This is a genomic window from Streptomyces griseoviridis, assembly GCF_005222485.1.
Lineage (GTDB): Bacteria > Actinomycetota > Actinomycetes > Streptomycetales > Streptomycetaceae > Streptomyces > Streptomyces hintoniae.
This window is the reverse complement of the sequence record NZ_CP029078.1, coordinates 4,319,945-4,335,585: the sequence shown is the minus strand read 5'-3', so window position 1 is coordinate 4,335,585 and position 15,641 is coordinate 4,319,945. Positions and strand designations below refer to the sequence as shown.

Sequence of the window (15,641 nt, the reverse complement as noted above, 5' to 3'; positions counted from 1 at the left end):
CAGGCGGTGCGGCGGCCCCGGCGGGCGGGTCAGGCGGTGCGGCGGCGCAGGACGGTGAAGGCGGCCGCCGTCGCGAGGGCCGCCGCGGCCAGGACGATGCCGGTCTCCAGCAGCTGGATGGGCCAGAAGTGGGACGCCGGGTGGTAGGCGGTGTGCCGGCCCGGCACCTCCCAGGCGTGCGGGGGCAGGCCCTGGCCGGTGCCGTGGAGCGTGGGCCACAGGTGCGGGCGGAGCTTCTCGAGGAGCTGGCCGATGACGATCGCCAGGGCGAGGGAGACGCCGAGTGCGGGCAGCTGGCGGCGGACCAGGAGGCCGGTGAGGGCGCCGAGGGCGAGGGCGCACAGGGCGTAGCCGATCAGGGCGGGGCCGCGGGCGACGAAGGCGGCGCCCGCGCCCCACTCGTCGTACATCAGGTCCTGGTGGGCGTTCCAGGCCCAGCGGAAGACGGCGGCGACGACGGCGGCGCCGGTGGTGAGGGCCAGGGCGGGCAGGGTGAGGGTGGCGGCCAGCCAGCGGCCGGGGGTGGTGCCCTGGGTCCAGGCGAGCTGGGCGGTGCCGCTCTCCAGTTCGCGGGCGATCAGCGCGCCGCCCGCCCAGGCGGCGACGGCCCAGACGCCGAGGGCGGTGAGGCCGCCGATCCGGTCGAGGAGGTAGCTGTAGTCGACGAGGTAGTGGCCGGCGGGGCAGACGCTGTCGAGGGAGGCGCAGTCGCGCAGGTCGGCGCGGGCCCGGTCGGCGCCGAACTCGACCAGCACCACCAGCAGCCCGACGGCGAGCAGCGTGAAGCCGGTCAGGGCGGCGAGGGCGGGGCGGTGCAGCCGCAGGACGGTCCTGGTCAGGCCGGGGGTGAGGGTGCTCATACGGTGCTCGCCTTCCTCGCGGTGCGGCGCGCGATCAGGGTGAACGCGGCCACCGCGGACAGCACGGCGACGGCGAGGACGATGCCGGTGCCGGTCCACTGGAGCGGCCAGTAGTGGGAGGAGGGGTGGTAGGTGCTGTAGAAGCCGACGGCGTCGAGCTTGTCGTAGACGGCCCGGCACCGCGGGTACTCGGCGCTGCCGCAGAACACGTCGGGGACGCGGGTGCCGTCGGCGGTGACGACGCCGCTGTCGAGGGTGATGCCGCTGCCGGCGGGGCCGTCGTGGCGCAGCCCGGTGTAGGTGGTGACGGCGGGGTAGAGGCGGGGGACGGCCAGTTGGACGGTGCCCCAGAGGGCGAGGGTCGCGGACAGTCCGCCGACGAGGGCGGCCAGGGCGCGCCGCCTGGCCAGGCCCACCAGGGCGCCCGCGGTCAGCCCGGCGAGGGCGAGGGCGACGGGCAGCGGGCCGTTTGCGTAGAAGGTCTCAAGGGAGCTCCAGGGCTTGGCCGTGTCGATGCCGTGCTCGCCGGCCAGCCACGCCCTGCGGTGCAGTACCACCAGCAGCGCGGTGCCGACGGCGGTGAGGGCGCCCGGCACGGCGAGCTTGGCGGCGAGCCAGCGGGTCGGGCTGACGCCCTGGGTCCAGGCGAGGTGCGCGGTGCCGCTCTCCAGCTCGCCGCCGATGAGCGCGGCGCCTGCCCAGCCCGCGACCAGGAGGGGCAGCGCGAGGACGGCCCAGGTGGTGTACGTGTAGACGTCCTTGTAGCGCAGGATCGCGTCCTGGTCGTAGGCGCACGTCGTGGCGCCGCGGCAGGCGTCGTACTGGCGCCAGCCGGTCACGGCGGCGTCGGTGAGGGGTCCTCCGAGCCAGAGCAGGGCGGCGGCGAGGACGAGGACCGTGGCCGTCCAGACGTACAGGGCCGGGCGGTGCAGGCGCAGCAGCCAGCGCAGCAGGTGCGGTGAGGCGCCGGTGGCCGTGGTGGGGGCGGGTGCGGTGGCGGTGGTCATGCGGCGGCCTTCCCGGGTGCGGCCGGGGTGGTGCCGGGGGCCTGGGGGCTGCGCAGATAGGCCAGGACCAGCTCCTCCAGGGTGGGCGGGGCTCCGGTGAGGGCGCCGGGGAGCGGGCCGGTGGGGCGCAGCAGCGCGGTGAGCTGGCGTCCTGTGGTGCGGGACTCGACGATCTGGTGGGTGTCGAGGGCGGTGGACGCGGGTCCTTGGACCCTGCGGTGCGCGGCGAGCAGGTCGTCGATCTCGCCGGCCAGCCTGACCTGTCCAGCGCCGAGCAGCAGCAGGTGGTCGCAGGAGCCCTCCAGTTCGGCGACGACGTGCGAGGACATCACGATCGTCGTGCCGTGCCCGGCGGCCTGGGACATCAGGGCGCCCATGAGTTCGTGCCTGGCCAGCGGGTCGAGGTCGGCCATCGGTTCGTCGAGCAGGAGCAGTTCGGGGCGTTTGCCGAGGGCCAGGGCGAGGGCGACGCGGGTGCGCTGACCGCCGGAGAGGGTGCGGACGCGGGCGGTGGGGTCGAGGTCGCCGCCCGCGACGATCCGGGTGGCGGTGGCGGTGTCCCAGCGGCCGGGGTTGAGGTCGGCGCCCATGGCGAGGGTGTCGGCGATGGTGAGCTGGGGGTAGAGCGGCTTGGCCTGGGCGACGAAGCCGACCCGGGGCCGGGCGGCGGCCGGGGTGGTGGCCAGGGCGGTGACGGTGCCCTCGGTGGGGGGCAGCAGTCCCGCGGCGAGGGCCAGCAGGGTGGACTTCCCGGCGCCGTTGGGGCCGACGACGGCGCACACCCGGCCGGTGGGGAGCCGGAAGGAGCAGTCGCGCAGCGCCCACCGGTCGGCGCCGCGCCGTCCGTAGCGCAGGCCGAGCGCGGCCGCCTCCAGTGCGGTGTCGGTCATGAGGGGTCTCCCTGGAAGTGTTCGTCGAGTACGGCGGTGAAGAGGGCGGCCACGTCCTCCCGGCCGAGCCCGGCCTCCCGGGCGCGGGCCGCCCAGGCGTCGAGGTCGGTGCGGAGCGGGGAGTCGGCGGGGGTGGTGGCCAGCGCGCGGCGCACGAAGGTGCCGAGGCCGCGGCGGGCCTCGACGAGTCCTTCGCGTTCGAGTTCGCGGTAGGCCTTCAGCACCGTGTTTGGGTTGATGGCGGTCGCCTCGACGACCTCGCGGGCGGTGGGCAGTCTGTCGCCGGGGACCAGGAGTCCGAGGCGCAGCGCCTGTCTGGTCTGCTGGACGATCTGGAGGTAGGTGGCGACGCCGGAGCGCCGGTCGATGCGGTACTCGACCATCCGTTCAACCACCCTTTCACTAATTGAGTAGTGAAAGGGTGGTGCAAGGGTGCCGGGAAAGTCAAACCCGAAACCGCGAACCGGTCGCGCCGGCCCGCGCGATGAGGAGATGTGAGCGCAACGAGAAGTGACGGGGAGCTGCTGCGGGCCATCGCCGCCGACAGCGACCGGCACGCCTTCGAGGAGCTGTACCGGCGGTACGCGCCGTGGCTGACCGCGCGGCTGCGCGGCCGCTGCGCCGACCCGTCGGTCGTCGACGACGTCGTCCAGGAGACCTTCCTGGCCATCTGGCGCGGCAAGGCCCGCTACCAGCAGGACAGGAGCACCACGGGGGACGCCGCCGGATGGCTCTGGCGGATCGGCTCGCGGCGGCTCGTCGACACCCTGCGCGGCGACGGCGCCCGCGGCCGGCTGCGCCAGACGCTGGCCAGGCTCCGCCACCGGGACGAGGCGTCCGCCGAGGAACGCGTGCTTGCGGGGGTCGAGCACGGGGACCTCGCGGGCGCCCTGGTCCGGCTCTCGCCCGAACTGCGGGCGGTCCTCCAGGCCACCGTCGTCGACGGGCTGACCACCCGTGAGGCGGCCGTCCTGCTCGGCATCCCGCCGGGCACGGTCAAGACGCGGGCGATGCGGGCCCGCAAGCAACTGCGGGAGGCACTCGCATGACCTGGCACGTCGACGACGAGGACCTGCGGGCCTACGGACGCGGCGCACTCGCGTCCCCCGCCCTGTGGTCCGCCGACACCCACCTCACCGCCTGCGCGCCCTGCCGGGAACGCCTCGCGGCCCTCACCGACCCGGCCGCCCTCGACACCGGCTGGGCCCGCCTCGACGCCGAACTCGACGCCCCCGGGCGCGGCCTGTTCGAATCGCTGCTGGTCCGCCTCGGCGTCGCCGACCACATCGCGCGGCTGCTGACGGCCACCCCGGTGCTGCGCCTCTCCTGGCTCGGCGCGGTCGTCGGCGTCCTGCTGACGACGGTCCTGGCGAGCCACACCGTGCGCACCGGCGCCCAGCCCACCTTCTTCCTCGCCCTCGCCCCGCTGCTGCCGCTGGCCGGCGTCGCCCTCTCCTACGGGCCCGCCCTCGACCCGACGTACGAGATGGCGGTGGTCTCCCCGACGCACGGGTTCCGGCTGCTGATGATCCGCACGGTCGCCGTCCTGACCACCGCGCTCGGCCTCGACCTGCTGGCCACCCTCGCGCTGCCCGAGTTCGGTCTCGTCGCGCTGGCCTGGCTGCTGCCCGCCCTCGCCCTCACCGCCACCACCCTCGCCCTCAGCAGCAGGCTCGGCCCCCTCCTCGCGCCCGCCGTCACCGGCGGCGGCTGGCTCGCGGTGCTGGCCGTGGCGCAGGGCCAGGCCGGGCAGGGCGCCGTCCTCGCGCCGTTCAGCGCGGCCGGGCAGGGCGTCGCGGCGGCCGTCGCCGCCCTCGCCTGCGGGCTGCTGTACCTCGCCAGAGACCGCTTCGACCGCCTCCAGGGCACCTCCGCGTGACCCTCGCAACCCACATCGACCAGGAGTGCCGTATGACGACACCCACCGTCTCCGCCACCGGGCTGAGCCTGAGCTACGGCGCCACCCGCGCCCTCGACGACGTGTCGCTGCGGCTGACCGCCGGCGTCACCGGGCTGCTCGGCCCCAACGGCGCGGGAAAGACGACCCTGTTGCGGGTGCTGGCCACCGCCGTGCCCGCCGACCGCGGCACCTTCACCGTCCTCGGCCACGACCCCGCCGACGCGGCGGGCCGCCGGCGGGTGCGGCGCGCGCTCGGCTACCTGCCGCAGACACCCGGCTTCCACCCCGACTTCACCGCCTTCGCGTTCGTCGACTACGTGGCGATCCTCAAGGAGCTGACCGACCGCGGCACCCGCCACCGCGAGGTGAGCCGGGTGCTCGGCGAGGTCGGCCTCGCGGACGTGCGCGGCAAGCGCATCAAGAAGCTGTCGGGCGGCATGCGGCAGCGCGTCGCGCTCGCCGCCGCCCTGGTCGGCGACCCCGGCTTCGTCGTCCTGGACGAACCCACCGTCGGCCTCGACCCCGAACAGCGCATGCGCTTCCGGGAGTTGATCGCCCAGGCGGGCGAGGGCCGCACCGTCCTGCTCTCCACCCACCAGACCGAGGACGTCGCGATGCTCTGCCACCGCGTGCTGGTCATGGCCGCCGGCCGGATCCGCTTCGACGGCACCCCCGCCGAACTCACCGACCGCGCCGCCGGACGCGTCTGGAGCAGCGCCGAACGCGACCCGGGCGCGCACGCCGGCTGGCGCACCGGCACCGGCACCTTCCGCAACGTCGGCGACCCGCCACCCGGCGCCGAACTCCTGCCGCCCACCCTGGAGGACGGCTACCTGCTCACCCTCGACGACACCGACACGGCGGTGACGGCATGACGACCACCCTCCTGACGCCGGCCCCGGCCGCCGCACCCGCGGGCCCCGCCCGCACCGCCTCCGCCGTCCTCGCCCTCGCCCTCGTCGAAGGCCGCAGGCTGCTGCTGAGCGTCCCCGTCCTCGTCGCCCTCGCCGCCTGCACCGCCTGGACGGTGTGGCACACCCCCGCCTTCCAGGACGGCCACCCGGCGCTCCAGGACGCCGACCGCGCCACCCAGGACGCCCCGCTCCTCCTCGCCCTCGCCGTGCTGCTCGCCGTCAACCGCGCCGTCCTGCGCTCCCGCCACCGCGACACCGAACGCCACTTCGCGGTCCTGGCCCTCGGCCCAGGCGCCAGGACCGCCGCCCACGCGCTGTCCCTGCTGCCGGTCACCCTGGTCACCGCGCTCGGGGTGCTCGCCCACTTCGGGTACGAGGCGCTGCGGCCCGACGCCGTCGGCCACGGCTCGCCCGCCGAACTCCTGACCGGACCGCTGACGGTGCTGCTGTTCGGCACGCTCGGCGTGCTGCTGGCCCGGCTGCTGCCCTCGGCGGTCGCCGCGCCCGTCGCCGTCGTGCTGCTCTTCCTGGTGTTCGTCGGCGGGGCGATGCCGGACGGCGACGGCACCCCCGACACCCGCTGGCTCGCCCCCGTCGTCACCGAGTCGGGCCCCCTGACCCTCCCCTCCGACCTGCTGGCCAGGCCCGCCGCCTGGCACGCCCTCTACCTCGCCGCGCTCGCCCTCACCCTGGCGCTGCTCGCCGTGGTCCGGGCGGGCGGCCGCCGCCCGGTCACCCTGGGCGCCCTCGCCGTCGCGGCGGCGCTCGCGGTGACCGGCGGGACGATCCAGACCGGCGCCGTCCCCGCGGACGTCGTCGCCGCCCGCGAGCGGGCCACCCTCACTCCCGAGAAGGAGCAGAGCTGTGCGCGCCGCTCGGGCGTGACGTACTGCGCCTTCCCCGAGTGGACGTCCCGCACCGGGCGCTGGGCTGCGGTCGCCGACCAGGTCCGCGCGGTGGCGGGCGGCACCGCCCACGACCGGCCCCTGCTGGTGCGCCAGCGCGTCGAAGCCCGCTACGGCCTCGGCTCCGACCCCTACCTCCCCTCCCTCACCGCGCCCCACCAGGTCACCGTCGGCACCGAATGGGGCGGCAACCGGGTCCCCGAGTTCGCGGCCGACGTCGCCGGGGTGCTGGTCGCGGGCGACGAGGCGAAGGCGGGCCGGATCTGCGACGGCCGCGCGGTGACGGTGATGTGGCTGGCCCTGTCAGGGCTGCCCGACCCCGTCCAGGCGCTGCGCGACGTCCGCCTCGACGACAGCGCCACCGGCTCCGCGATCGTCCTCTCCCAGACCGAGCCCCACTCCATGACAGAGGCCCAGACCGAGGTCGTTCGCGCCCTCCTGGACCGGCCGCGCGCCGAGGTCGCCGCCAAGGTCAAGGCCCACTGGACGGAACTGACGACCGCCAAGGTGACCGCGGCGCAGGCCGCGAGCCTGCTGGGCATGCCGACCCCGAAGGGGGACGACAGGTGCGACGTGTGAGCGGCCCCACCTCCGACGGCACGAGGCGCCGGCCGGCGACCGAGGGGGAGGCGCGGCGCGCGGCGGCGCGGGCGGCCGCGCCGTCCAGGGCCGCGCTGCTCACCGCGCTCGCCCCGCCCGTCCTGCGCGCCCTGCCCTGGCGGACGCTGGCGGTGACCGCCGCGCTCGGGCCGCTGCTGACCGGCGGCCCCCGGCTGGCCGACGCGCCACCGAGCCCCTGGCTCGCCGTCAACCTGCTGCGGACCGCCGTCCTGCTCTACGCGCTCGGCCTGGCCTTCCTGCTGGACGACCCGGCCCGCCACACCACGGCCACCGTCCCCACCGGCCGGGCGCTGCGCACCACCCTGCGGATCGCCCTCGCCGCCGTGCCGACCGCCCTGTGGTGGACGGTGACCCTGCTGGCCATGCCCGCCCGCACCCGCCCTCCGGCCGGTGCGATCACCGTGGAGGCGGCGGCGACCTGCGTGCTGGCCGTCGCGGCGGCCGTGACGGCGACGCGGCTGAGCCAGGCCGCCGAGCCGGGACGGCAGGTGGCCGCGGCCGTGCTGCTGGCGGCCGTGCTCACCCCGCTGTTCCTGCCGGAGCGCGCGTCGCTGCTCGTGACACCGGGCGACGACGACTGGGCCGCCGCCCACGACCGGTGGGCGGCGCTGCTGGTGGCGGCGGCGCTGGCGGCGGCGGTGGCCCTGCGCGAGCCCGGCGCCCGGCTCAGGATTCCGAGCGGTACATCAGGTCCGTCTCGTACGTCGTGAACCCGAGCCGCTCGTAGACCGCGACCGCGGCCTTGTTGTCGGCGTCCACGTACAGCATCGCCGTCGGCAGGCCGGACGCGGCGAGGTGGCGCAGGCCGATCGTGGTGAGGGCCTTGCCGAGGCCGCCGCCCTGCTGCCCCGGGCGCACCCCCAGCACGTACACCTCGCCGAGGCCGTCGTCCGCGTGCACCTTCGTCCAGTGGAAACCGACGAGTTCCCCGCCGCGGAAGGCGAGGAAGAACCCGGCCGGGTCGAACCACGGCTGGGCCACCCGGTCGTCGAGGTCGCGCTGGGTGAGGGAGCCCTGCTCGGGGTGGTGGGCGAAGGCCGCCGCGTTCACCGCGAGCCACGCCGCGTCGTCCCGGCCCGGCACGAACGGCCGGACCGAGACACCGTCGGGCAGCACCGGGTCGGGTAGTTCGAGATCGGTCAACGGCCGCCGCATCTGCCGCAGTTCGCGGAACAGGGTGAGGCCGAGGACCTGCGCGAGGTGGCGGGCGGCCGGGTGACCGCCGTGCGCCCACACCCGCAGCCGCTTCCCGGACGCGGCCAGCAGCGCCACCCCCAGCGCCCGCCCGTGCCCGTGCCCGCGCCTGGCCGGGCGGACGACGAGTTCGGCGGCCGGCGCCTCCACCGGGTCGGTGTCCTCCAGCTGGGCGTAGCCCGCGAGTTCGCCGTCGACGGTCAGCAGCAGATGCGCGATGCCGTCCCGGGCGCCGCCGCGCACATGCAGCCTGCCCTGTTCGGACACCGCGTGCTGGCCGTCCTCACGGGCCGCCTCGGCGAGCAGGGCGAGGACGGCCTCGGTCTGGTCAGGGGTGAGCGCGGTACGGGTCTCGATGGAGCGGGCCGGGGCGGTCCGTGCGGTGTCGTCGCTGGTCATGCGTACGAGGGTACGGCGACGGCGCCCGCAGGAGGCGGCAAAGCGGCAGCAAAGGAAAAGACAAAGGGAAACCAGGATGTAACCCGGAACCCCCTGTCGCGCTACGCGCGTTGACCCTAGGCTGCGCCGCACGGGGCCCACTCATCTCAGCAGACACACAGGGGGGCGCATGCCTGCCAACTCCACCTCCTCCCAGCCGCGCCGGCAGCGGCTCAGACGGCGCTCGCTCCGCGTCCTGGCGGCCTCGGCGGGGCTCGCCACGGCCGGCGCGCTGGCCGCCGCGATGCCCGCGGACGCGCACGACAACAAGCCGGGTCACGGCCACGGGCACAGCCAGCAGAGCCGCTACCAGGACGTCCAGTTGCTGTCGTTCAACGACCTGCACGGCAACCTGGAGCCGCCGTCGGGGTCCTCGGGCCGGGTGAGCGAACTCCAGGCCGACGGCACCACCAAGACGGTCGACGCGGGCGGCGTGGAGTACCTCGCCACCCACCTGCGCCAGGCCCGCAAGGGCAACGCGTACTCGATCACCGCGGCCGGCGGCGACATGGTCGGCGCCTCCCCGCTGATCTCGGGCCTCTTCCACGACGAGCCCACCATCGAGGCGCTCAACAAGCTGGACCTGGACGTCACCTCGGTCGGCAACCACGAGTTCGACGAGGGCGCCGCCGAGCTGGGCCGCCTCCAGAACGGCGGCTGCCACCCCACCGCCGGCTGCTACACGGACAAGAAGTTCAAGGGCGCCGACTTCCCCTACCTGGCCGCCAACGTGCTCAAGGAGAAGACCGGCAAGCCGGTCCTCGCGCCGTACTGGGTGTGGAAGAAGAAGGACGTCAAGATCGGCTTCATCGGCGTGACCCTGGAGAACACCCCGGGCGTCGTCTCCGCCGAGGGCGTCAAGGGCCTCACGTTCAAGGACGAGGTCGAGACGATCAACAAGTACGCCAAGGTGCTCCAGAAGCAGGGCGTGAAGTCGATCGTCGCGCTGATCCACGAGGGCGGCCTGCCCGCCTCGGGCAACTACAACTACGACTGCGACGCGACCGGCGCGGGCAGCGGCATCTCCGGCCCGATCGTCGACATCGCGAAGAACGTCTCGCCTTCGGTGGACGCGCTGGTCACCGGCCACACGCACAACGCGTACGTCTGCACGGTCCCGGACCCGGCGGGCAAGCCGCGCATGGTGACCTCGGCCGCGTCCTTCGGCCGGCTCTACACCGACACCACGCTGACCTACGACCGCCGCACCGGTGACATCGCCAGGACGTCGGTGAAGTCGGCCAACCACGTGGTCACCAGGACCGTCCCCAAGGCGGCCGACATGACCAGCCTGATCGGCAAGTGGAACACCCTCGCGGCCCCGATCGGCAACCGCGCCGTCGGCTACATCTCCGCCGACGTGCCGAACACCGGCACCGAGTCCCCGATGGGCGACCTGATCGCGGACGCGCAGCTCGCGTACGGCAAGAAGCTCGACCCGGCGACCAGCGTCGCGCTGATGAACCCGGGCGGTGTCCGCGCCGGCCTCACCTACGCGGCCTCGGGCGCCGAGGGCGACGGCGTGGTCACCTACGCCGAGGGCTTCACCGTCCAGCCGTTCGCCAACACCGTGAACCTCCAGAGCCTCACCGGCGCCCAGCTGATCCAGGTGCTGAAGGAGCAGGTGAGCGGCTCCAACGCGAGCGCCCCGAAGATCCTCCAGCCGTCCTCGGGCCTGACGTACACCCTGGACCTGACGAAGTCGGGCGCCGACCGGGTCGTCACCGCCTCGATCAAGCTGAACGGCGCGGCCGTCGACCCGGCGGCCACCTACCGCGTCGCGACGAACTCGTTCCTCGCGGGCGGCGGCGACGGCTTCACCACCCTCGGGCAGGGCACCTCCCCGCTGGTCGGCGACGACGACCTGGCGGCGCTGACCGACTACCTGACCGCGAACTCCTCGGCCGCCGCACCGCTGGCCCCGCCGACGACGAACCGGATCACGATCGTCCAGTAGCCCTTCCCCGCACAGCGGACGTACCTCCCGAGTCCCGAAAGGCGGCCGTGTCCTCGACACGGCCGCCTTTCGCATGCCTGGGATAAAACCTGTGTGAGCGCCGGTCCGGTTCCTGATCGCGACGTAGTTTTTATTTTCAGAGGAAATGCACATCCAGTCTTATTCAGGTCTAAGGTGAAATAGCTTTCCCGGCTTCGAATATCCCGTAGTGTTTTCCATGTCGAAAGCGAACGGCGCCGCGGCAGCGGAAGGCGTCGCCGAACCGAAGGAGAACACCATGAGCTTCCACAAGATCGCCCCGGTCAAGAAGGCGCACAAGGCCGCTCCCGCCGCCCGCCCGGCCGCCGCGGAGAAGCCCGCCCCGAAGCGGGCGCCGAAGCGCCGCCCGGTCGGCCACAAGTAATTCAGGGAACCTCACTCAGAATTTACTGACGTAAATCAAGCGCAAGCAAAAAGGTTTCTTGCCTGAGTCTGAGCCCGAGTCGCACTCCGACTCCGACTCCGACTCCGACTCCGACTCCGATCCTGATCCCGACTCCGATCCCGACCCGAGGAGAACGCCATGAGCTTCCACAAGATCGCCCCCGTCAAGAAGACCCGCAAGCCCGCCCAGGCCCCGAAGCCGGCCGCCAGGAAGCCCGCGCCGAAGCGGGCCGCCACCCGCCGCCCGGTCGGTCACCAGCGCTGACGCACGCCACGAGGCGGGGTCACCGGTGAGCGCACGACGCTCGCCCGGCGGCCCCGCCTCGGCGTGTCACCCCCACCCCAGGGAGCACCCGAACATGACGGACGTCCGCGCGGCCTTCCGCCGCTTCTGGCCACTGACCCGCGGCGACCGCGGACGGCTGCTGGTGATCGTCGGCTGCGTGGTGCTGTCCGCGCTCGCCGAGACCGCCTCCATCCTGCTCTTCGCGCACCTCACCGACACCGCCCTGCGAGCCGGTTCGCTCACCGCGTTCTGGGCCCCGGCCTGCGCCTGGCTCGGCGTGGCCGTGCTGGGCGCGCTCGTCGGCTACCTCGGCAACTCGCTCGCCACCTGGACCGCGGAACGCTTCGTGCTGCGGCTGCGGGCGGCCGTCTTCCGGCACGTCCAGACACTGCCCCCGCACTTCTTCCAGCGGCACCGCAGAGGCGACCTCGTGGAACGCCTCACCGGTGACGTCGAGGCCATCGAGCAACTGGTCGTCTCCGGGGTCGTCGGCGCGATCTCCGCCGCCTTCTCCGCGGTGTTCTATGCCTGCGCCGCCCTCTACCTCCGCTGGGGCCTGGCCCTGGTCACCTTCGGCCTCGCCCCGCTCTTCCTGCTGGCCGCCCGCCGCTTCGCCGGCCGCGTCAGGACGGCGTCCCGGGACGAGCGGGCCGCCGACGGCGCCATCACCTCCGTCGTCGAGGAGTCCCTCGGCAACGTCGTCCTCACCCAGGCGTACGGCCGCGGCGCCGACGAGGAACGGCGGCTCGACCGCGAGGCACGCGCCTGGATGCGGGCCGCCGTGCGCGGGGCCCGGCTGAGCGAGCTGTACGAGCAGTTCGTCGAGGTCGTCGAGACGGTGTGCGTGCTCGCGGTGATCGGCGTCGGCGTCTGGGAGATCTCGGCCGGCCGGATGACCCTCGGCCAGCTCCTCGCCTTCGCCGCCTTCATCGGCTACCTCTACCCGCCGGTCCGCAGCCTCGGCCAGCTCGGGCTGAGCCTCACCGCCGCCACCGCGGGCGCCCACCGGCTCGGCGAGATCCTGGACGCCGAACCCGCCGTCACCGACCCCGAACACCCGCACCCCGCCTGGCCGGTGCGCGGACGGCTCGCCCTGCGCGGGGTGTCCTTCCGCTACCCGGGCTCCCCGCGCGCCTCCCTGCGCGACATCGGCTTCACCGCGGGACCCGGCGAACTCGTCGTCGTCACCGGGCCGAGCGGGGCGGGCAAGTCGACCCTCTCCAGACTGCTGACCCGCTTCTACGACCCGGCGCGCGGCACGATCACCCTGGACGGCGTGCCGCTGCCCGACCTGCCCCTCGCCTTCCTGCGGGAGAACGTCGCGCTGCTCCCGCAGGAGACCCTCGTCCTCAGCGGCACGATCCGCGAGAACATCGGCTGGGGGCGCCCCGGCGCGAGCGACGCCGAGATCGAACGCGCGGCCCGCGACGCGGCGGCCCACGACTTCGTCACCGCCCTGCCCGACGGCTACGACACCCCCCTCGCCCCCGGCACGGCCGCCCTCTCCGGCGGCCAGCTCCAGCGGATCGCCATCGCCCGCGCCATGCTGCGGGCCGCGCCGGTGCTGATCCTGGACGAGCCGACGGCCGGCCTCGACGCGGTCGCCGCCCGCCAGGTGGTACGGCCGCTGCGCCGGCTGATGGCGGGCCGCACGACGATCATGATCACCCACGATCTGAGCCTGGCACCGGACGCGGACCGCGTCCTCGTCGTCGACGGCGGCCGGCTCGTGGAGTCCGGCACCCACCACGAACTCCTCACCCGGGCCGGCGTCTACGCCCGCCTGGCCCACCCTCTCCCGGACACCGTCACGGACACCCCGCGGACCACCGAGGAGACGCTGATCCTGCGCTGGTGAGCGGAGCTGTGCCGGCGACCCGGCCCCGCACAGCGGCGGGCCCCGGCCTTCGGAAGGCCGGGGCCCGGAGGCGGTCGGGCTGGTCGGGCTACAGCGGCGGGTCGGCCGGTGGCGGGGTGGGGGCGCCGGGCAGGCGGACGGTGGCCACCGTGCCGCCGTCGGGGGCCCGGGTCAGCGCCACCTCGCCGCCCGCCTGCTGCACCGTGCGGGCCACGATGGACAGGCCGAGCCCCGAGCCGGGCAGCGCGCGGGCGCTCGGGGAACGCCAGAACCGGTCGAAGACGTGCGGGAGTTCGTCCTCGGGGATGCCGGGGCCGTGGTCGCGGACGGTCAGGACACCGCCGTCGAGACGCACCTCGATCGTGCCGCCCTCCGGGCTGAACTTCACCGCGTTGTCGAGGATGTTGACGAGCGCCCGCTCGAGCGCCGACGGCTCCGCCCGCACGAACCAGGGCTGGAGGTCGGCGCTGATGGTCAGTTCGGGTCCGCGCAGCCGCGCCCGGCGCAGCGCCGACTCGACGGTGTCCTCCAGGGAGACCACCTGGACGCGCTCACCGCGCTGCCCCTCCGCGCGGGCCAGCTCCTGGAGGTCGCCGATCAGCGCCGCCAGCTCCGTCATCTGCGCCTTCACCGACGCCAGCAGCGCCTTGCGATCGGCGGCGGGCAGCGGGCGCCCGGTCTCCTCGCTGCGCGCGAGCAGCTCGATGTTGGTGCGCAGCGAGGTGAGCGGGGTGCGCAGCTCGTGCCCGGCGTCCGCGATCAACTGCTGTTGCAGCTCACGGGAGTTGGCGAGGGCCGTGGTCATCGAGTTGAACGAGTGGGAGAGGCGGGCCACCTCGTCCTCGGCGTCGTTCTCGATCGGGATGCGGATGCTGAGGTCCTCGGTGCGGGCGACGTGCTCGACGGCCTCGGTGAGGTTGTCGACGGGACGCAGCCCGGCCCGCGCCACGGCGAGCCCCGCGGCCCCGGCGCCGAGCACCCCGATGCCGGAGACCAGCAGCAGTATCAGGGCCAGGTCGTTGAGCGTGGTCTCGGTGCTCTTGAGCGGCACCGCGACGATCAGTCCGATGTACGGGCCGGTCTGCCCGCCCGCCGTGGTGATGGGGCCGAGCGGGCGGGTCATCATCCGCACCGCGTTGCCGTCGCCGTCGGTGCCGTTGCGGAAGTAGACCCGGGAGGTGTCGCCGTCCTTGATCTCGTTCTTGTCGGCCTGGGTGACCTTGACCGTGCCGGTCGAGTCGTCCGTGACGCAGACCCGGCCGGTCTCCGTGACCACCTGCGAGTAGTTGTTGCGGAAGAACCCGTTGCCCTGCGGCGACTCGGAGCAGTTGTTGATGGCGATCTCGGCCTGCTGGATCTGGCCGGGGCCGCGCATCCCGCGCTGGAGGTCGTTGTTGAGCTGGTCGTACAGCTTCCCCTGCACGATGAACCAGCAGGTCACCGACACCGCGGCCACCGCGAACGCCACCGCGGCGGCGACCAGCAGCGACAGCCGCGCCCTGATCGGCAGGGCGCGGAAGCGGCGGCCGACCTTGCTCACTCGGCGCCGCCCTGGCGCAGCACGTACCCGACGCCCCGCACGGTGTGTACCAGACGCGGCTCGCCGCCCGCCTCGGTCTTGCGGCGCAGGTACATGACGTACACGTCGAGCGAATTGGACGACGGTTCGAAGTCGAAGCCCCAGACGGCCTTCAGGATCTGCTCACGGGTGAGGACCTGGCGCGGGTGCGCGAGGAACATCTCCAGGAGCGTGAACTCGGTGCGGGTCAGCTCCACCGGGCGTCCGGCGCGGGTGACCTCGCGGGTGGCGAGGTCCATGCGCAGGTCGCCGAAGGTGAGCGCCTCGTCCTCCTGGACGGCGCCCGCCACGGCCGCCGCGTAGGAGCTGCGGCGCAGCAGGGCGCGGATGCGGGCGAACAGCTCGTCCAGCTCGAACGGCTTGACGAGGTAGTCGTCGGCCCCCGCGTCGAGGCCCGTCACCCGGTCGCCGACGGTGTCGCGGGCGGTCAGCATCAGGATGGGTGTGGTGGTGCCCGCGCCCCGCATCCGGCGGGCGGCGGTCAGGCCGTCCATGCGCGGCATCTGGATGTCGAGGACGACCAGGTCGGGCTGGTAGGCGGTGGCCTTCTCCAGGGCGTCCGCGCCGTCCACCGCGACCTCGGTGTCGTACCCCTCGAAGGCGAGGCTGCGCTGGAGTGCTTCGCGCACGGCCGGCTCGTCGTCGACGATCAGGATGCGCTGCGGGTCACGGTCGCCATCGGCGGGGCTCATCGGTCGTGGTTCCTCGGGGTGCGGCGGTAGGGGGCGGTCTCTGTCAGCCTCGCACGTTTCGCGGCCCGTGCGGGAGCCCGCCCGGCGCGCGCGGCCCGGTGGGACACCTGCTGGATC

At 74.2% G+C, this 15,641-nt stretch carries 16 protein-coding genes; 9 read left to right on the top strand and 7 right to left on the bottom strand.

What is annotated here, in order from left to right; all coding sequences use genetic code 11:
• Positions 1 to 29: 29 nt before the first annotated feature.
• The 4 genes from DDJ31_RS18395 to DDJ31_RS18380 are packed head-to-tail and all read right to left on the bottom strand — an operon-like array spanning position 30 to position 3,140.
• Entirely contained in the window at positions 30 to 860 is an 831-nt protein-coding gene (locus DDJ31_RS18395; RefSeq protein ID WP_164784937.1) for a hypothetical protein, read from the bottom strand.
• Positions 857 to 1,867 (bottom strand): ABC transporter permease, encoded by a 1,011-nt coding sequence (locus DDJ31_RS18390; protein WP_127179199.1) that lies wholly within the window; start codon positions 1,865 to 1,867, stop codon positions 857 to 859. The genes DDJ31_RS18395 and DDJ31_RS18390 overlap by 4 nt, the downstream gene beginning before the upstream one ends.
• Entirely contained in the window at positions 1,864 to 2,757 is an 894-nt protein-coding gene (locus DDJ31_RS18385) for an ATP-binding cassette domain-containing protein (protein WP_127179200.1), read from the bottom strand. Before DDJ31_RS18385 ends, DDJ31_RS18390 begins: the two co-directional genes overlap by 4 nt.
• Entirely contained in the window at positions 2,754 to 3,140 is a 387-nt protein-coding gene (locus tag DDJ31_RS18380) for a GntR family transcriptional regulator (RefSeq protein WP_127179201.1), read from the bottom strand. Before DDJ31_RS18380 ends, DDJ31_RS18385 begins: the two co-directional genes overlap by 4 nt.
• Positions 3,141 to 3,251: 111 nt before the next feature.
• On the opposite strand from DDJ31_RS18380, the gene DDJ31_RS18375 reads away from it, so the two are divergent.
• From DDJ31_RS18375 to DDJ31_RS18355, 5 genes are read left to right on the top strand one after another with little or no spacing between them, the layout of a single operon-like run.
• Positions 3,252 to 3,806: an RNA polymerase sigma factor gene (locus tag DDJ31_RS18375; protein ID WP_127179202.1), complete on the top strand. Its 555-nt coding sequence runs from the start codon at positions 3,252 to 3,254 to the stop codon at positions 3,804 to 3,806.
• Positions 3,803 to 4,636, top strand: coding sequence for a zf-HC2 domain-containing protein (locus tag DDJ31_RS18370; RefSeq protein ID WP_127179203.1), 834 nt, complete (start codon positions 3,803 to 3,805; stop codon positions 4,634 to 4,636). The genes DDJ31_RS18375 and DDJ31_RS18370 overlap by 4 nt, the downstream gene beginning before the upstream one ends.
• A 32-nt stretch (positions 4,637 to 4,668) precedes the next feature.
• A complete protein-coding gene (locus DDJ31_RS18365; protein WP_127179204.1) occupies positions 4,669 to 5,532 on the top strand; it encodes an ABC transporter ATP-binding protein in 864 nt (287 codons plus the stop codon).
• Positions 5,529 to 7,055 carry an ABC transporter permease gene (locus DDJ31_RS18360; protein WP_127179205.1) on the top strand — a complete coding sequence of 509 codons (1,527 nt, stop codon included), beginning with the start codon at positions 5,529 to 5,531 and terminating at the stop codon, positions 7,053 to 7,055. Before DDJ31_RS18365 ends, DDJ31_RS18360 begins: the two co-directional genes overlap by 4 nt.
• Entirely contained in the window at positions 7,052 to 7,807 is a 756-nt protein-coding gene (locus DDJ31_RS18355) for an ABC transporter (RefSeq protein WP_240678158.1), read from the top strand. The genes DDJ31_RS18360 and DDJ31_RS18355 overlap by 4 nt, the downstream gene beginning before the upstream one ends.
• Here DDJ31_RS18355 and mshD read toward each other — a convergent pair.
• Positions 7,764 to 8,690 (bottom strand): mycothiol synthase, encoded by a 927-nt coding sequence (gene mshD, locus DDJ31_RS18350; protein ID WP_127179206.1) that lies wholly within the window; start codon positions 8,688 to 8,690, stop codon positions 7,764 to 7,766. The genes DDJ31_RS18355 and mshD overlap by 44 nt on opposite strands.
• Before the next feature lie 169 nt (positions 8,691 to 8,859).
• On the opposite strand from mshD, the gene DDJ31_RS18345 reads away from it, so the two are divergent.
• The 4 genes from DDJ31_RS18345 (at position 8,860) to DDJ31_RS18340 (ending at position 13,253) form a co-directional block, all read left to right on the top strand.
• Positions 8,860 to 10,686 carry a bifunctional metallophosphatase/5'-nucleotidase gene (locus tag DDJ31_RS18345; protein ID WP_127179207.1) on the top strand — a complete coding sequence of 609 codons (1,827 nt, stop codon included), beginning with the start codon at positions 8,860 to 8,862 and terminating at the stop codon, positions 10,684 to 10,686.
• 277 nt (positions 10,687 to 10,963) lie between these two features.
• Complete coding sequence (locus tag DDJ31_RS39690; protein WP_276319307.1) at positions 10,964 to 11,089, top strand: hypothetical protein; 126 nt, start codon at positions 10,964 to 10,966, stop codon at positions 11,087 to 11,089.
• Between the two features lie 159 nt (positions 11,090 to 11,248).
• Positions 11,249 to 11,374, top strand: a complete 126-nt coding sequence (locus DDJ31_RS39685; protein ID WP_276319308.1) for a hypothetical protein — start codon at positions 11,249 to 11,251, stop codon at positions 11,372 to 11,374.
• Between the two features lie 94 nt (positions 11,375 to 11,468).
• Positions 11,469 to 13,253: an ABC transporter ATP-binding protein gene (locus DDJ31_RS18340; protein ID WP_127179209.1), complete on the top strand. Its 1,785-nt coding sequence runs from the start codon at positions 11,469 to 11,471 to the stop codon at positions 13,251 to 13,253.
• Positions 13,254 to 13,341: 88 nt separating this feature from the next.
• Here DDJ31_RS18340 and DDJ31_RS18335 read toward each other — a convergent pair whose 3' ends face one another.
• Both DDJ31_RS18335 and DDJ31_RS18330 read right to left on the bottom strand, forming a co-directional pair.
• Complete coding sequence (locus DDJ31_RS18335; protein ID WP_127179210.1) at positions 13,342 to 14,793, bottom strand: HAMP domain-containing sensor histidine kinase; 1,452 nt, start codon at positions 14,791 to 14,793, stop codon at positions 13,342 to 13,344.
• A complete protein-coding gene (locus DDJ31_RS18330; protein WP_127179211.1) occupies positions 14,790 to 15,524 on the bottom strand; it encodes a response regulator transcription factor in 735 nt (244 codons plus the stop codon). Before DDJ31_RS18330 ends, DDJ31_RS18335 begins: the two co-directional genes overlap by 4 nt.
• Positions 15,525 to 15,641: the final 117 nt, after the last annotated feature.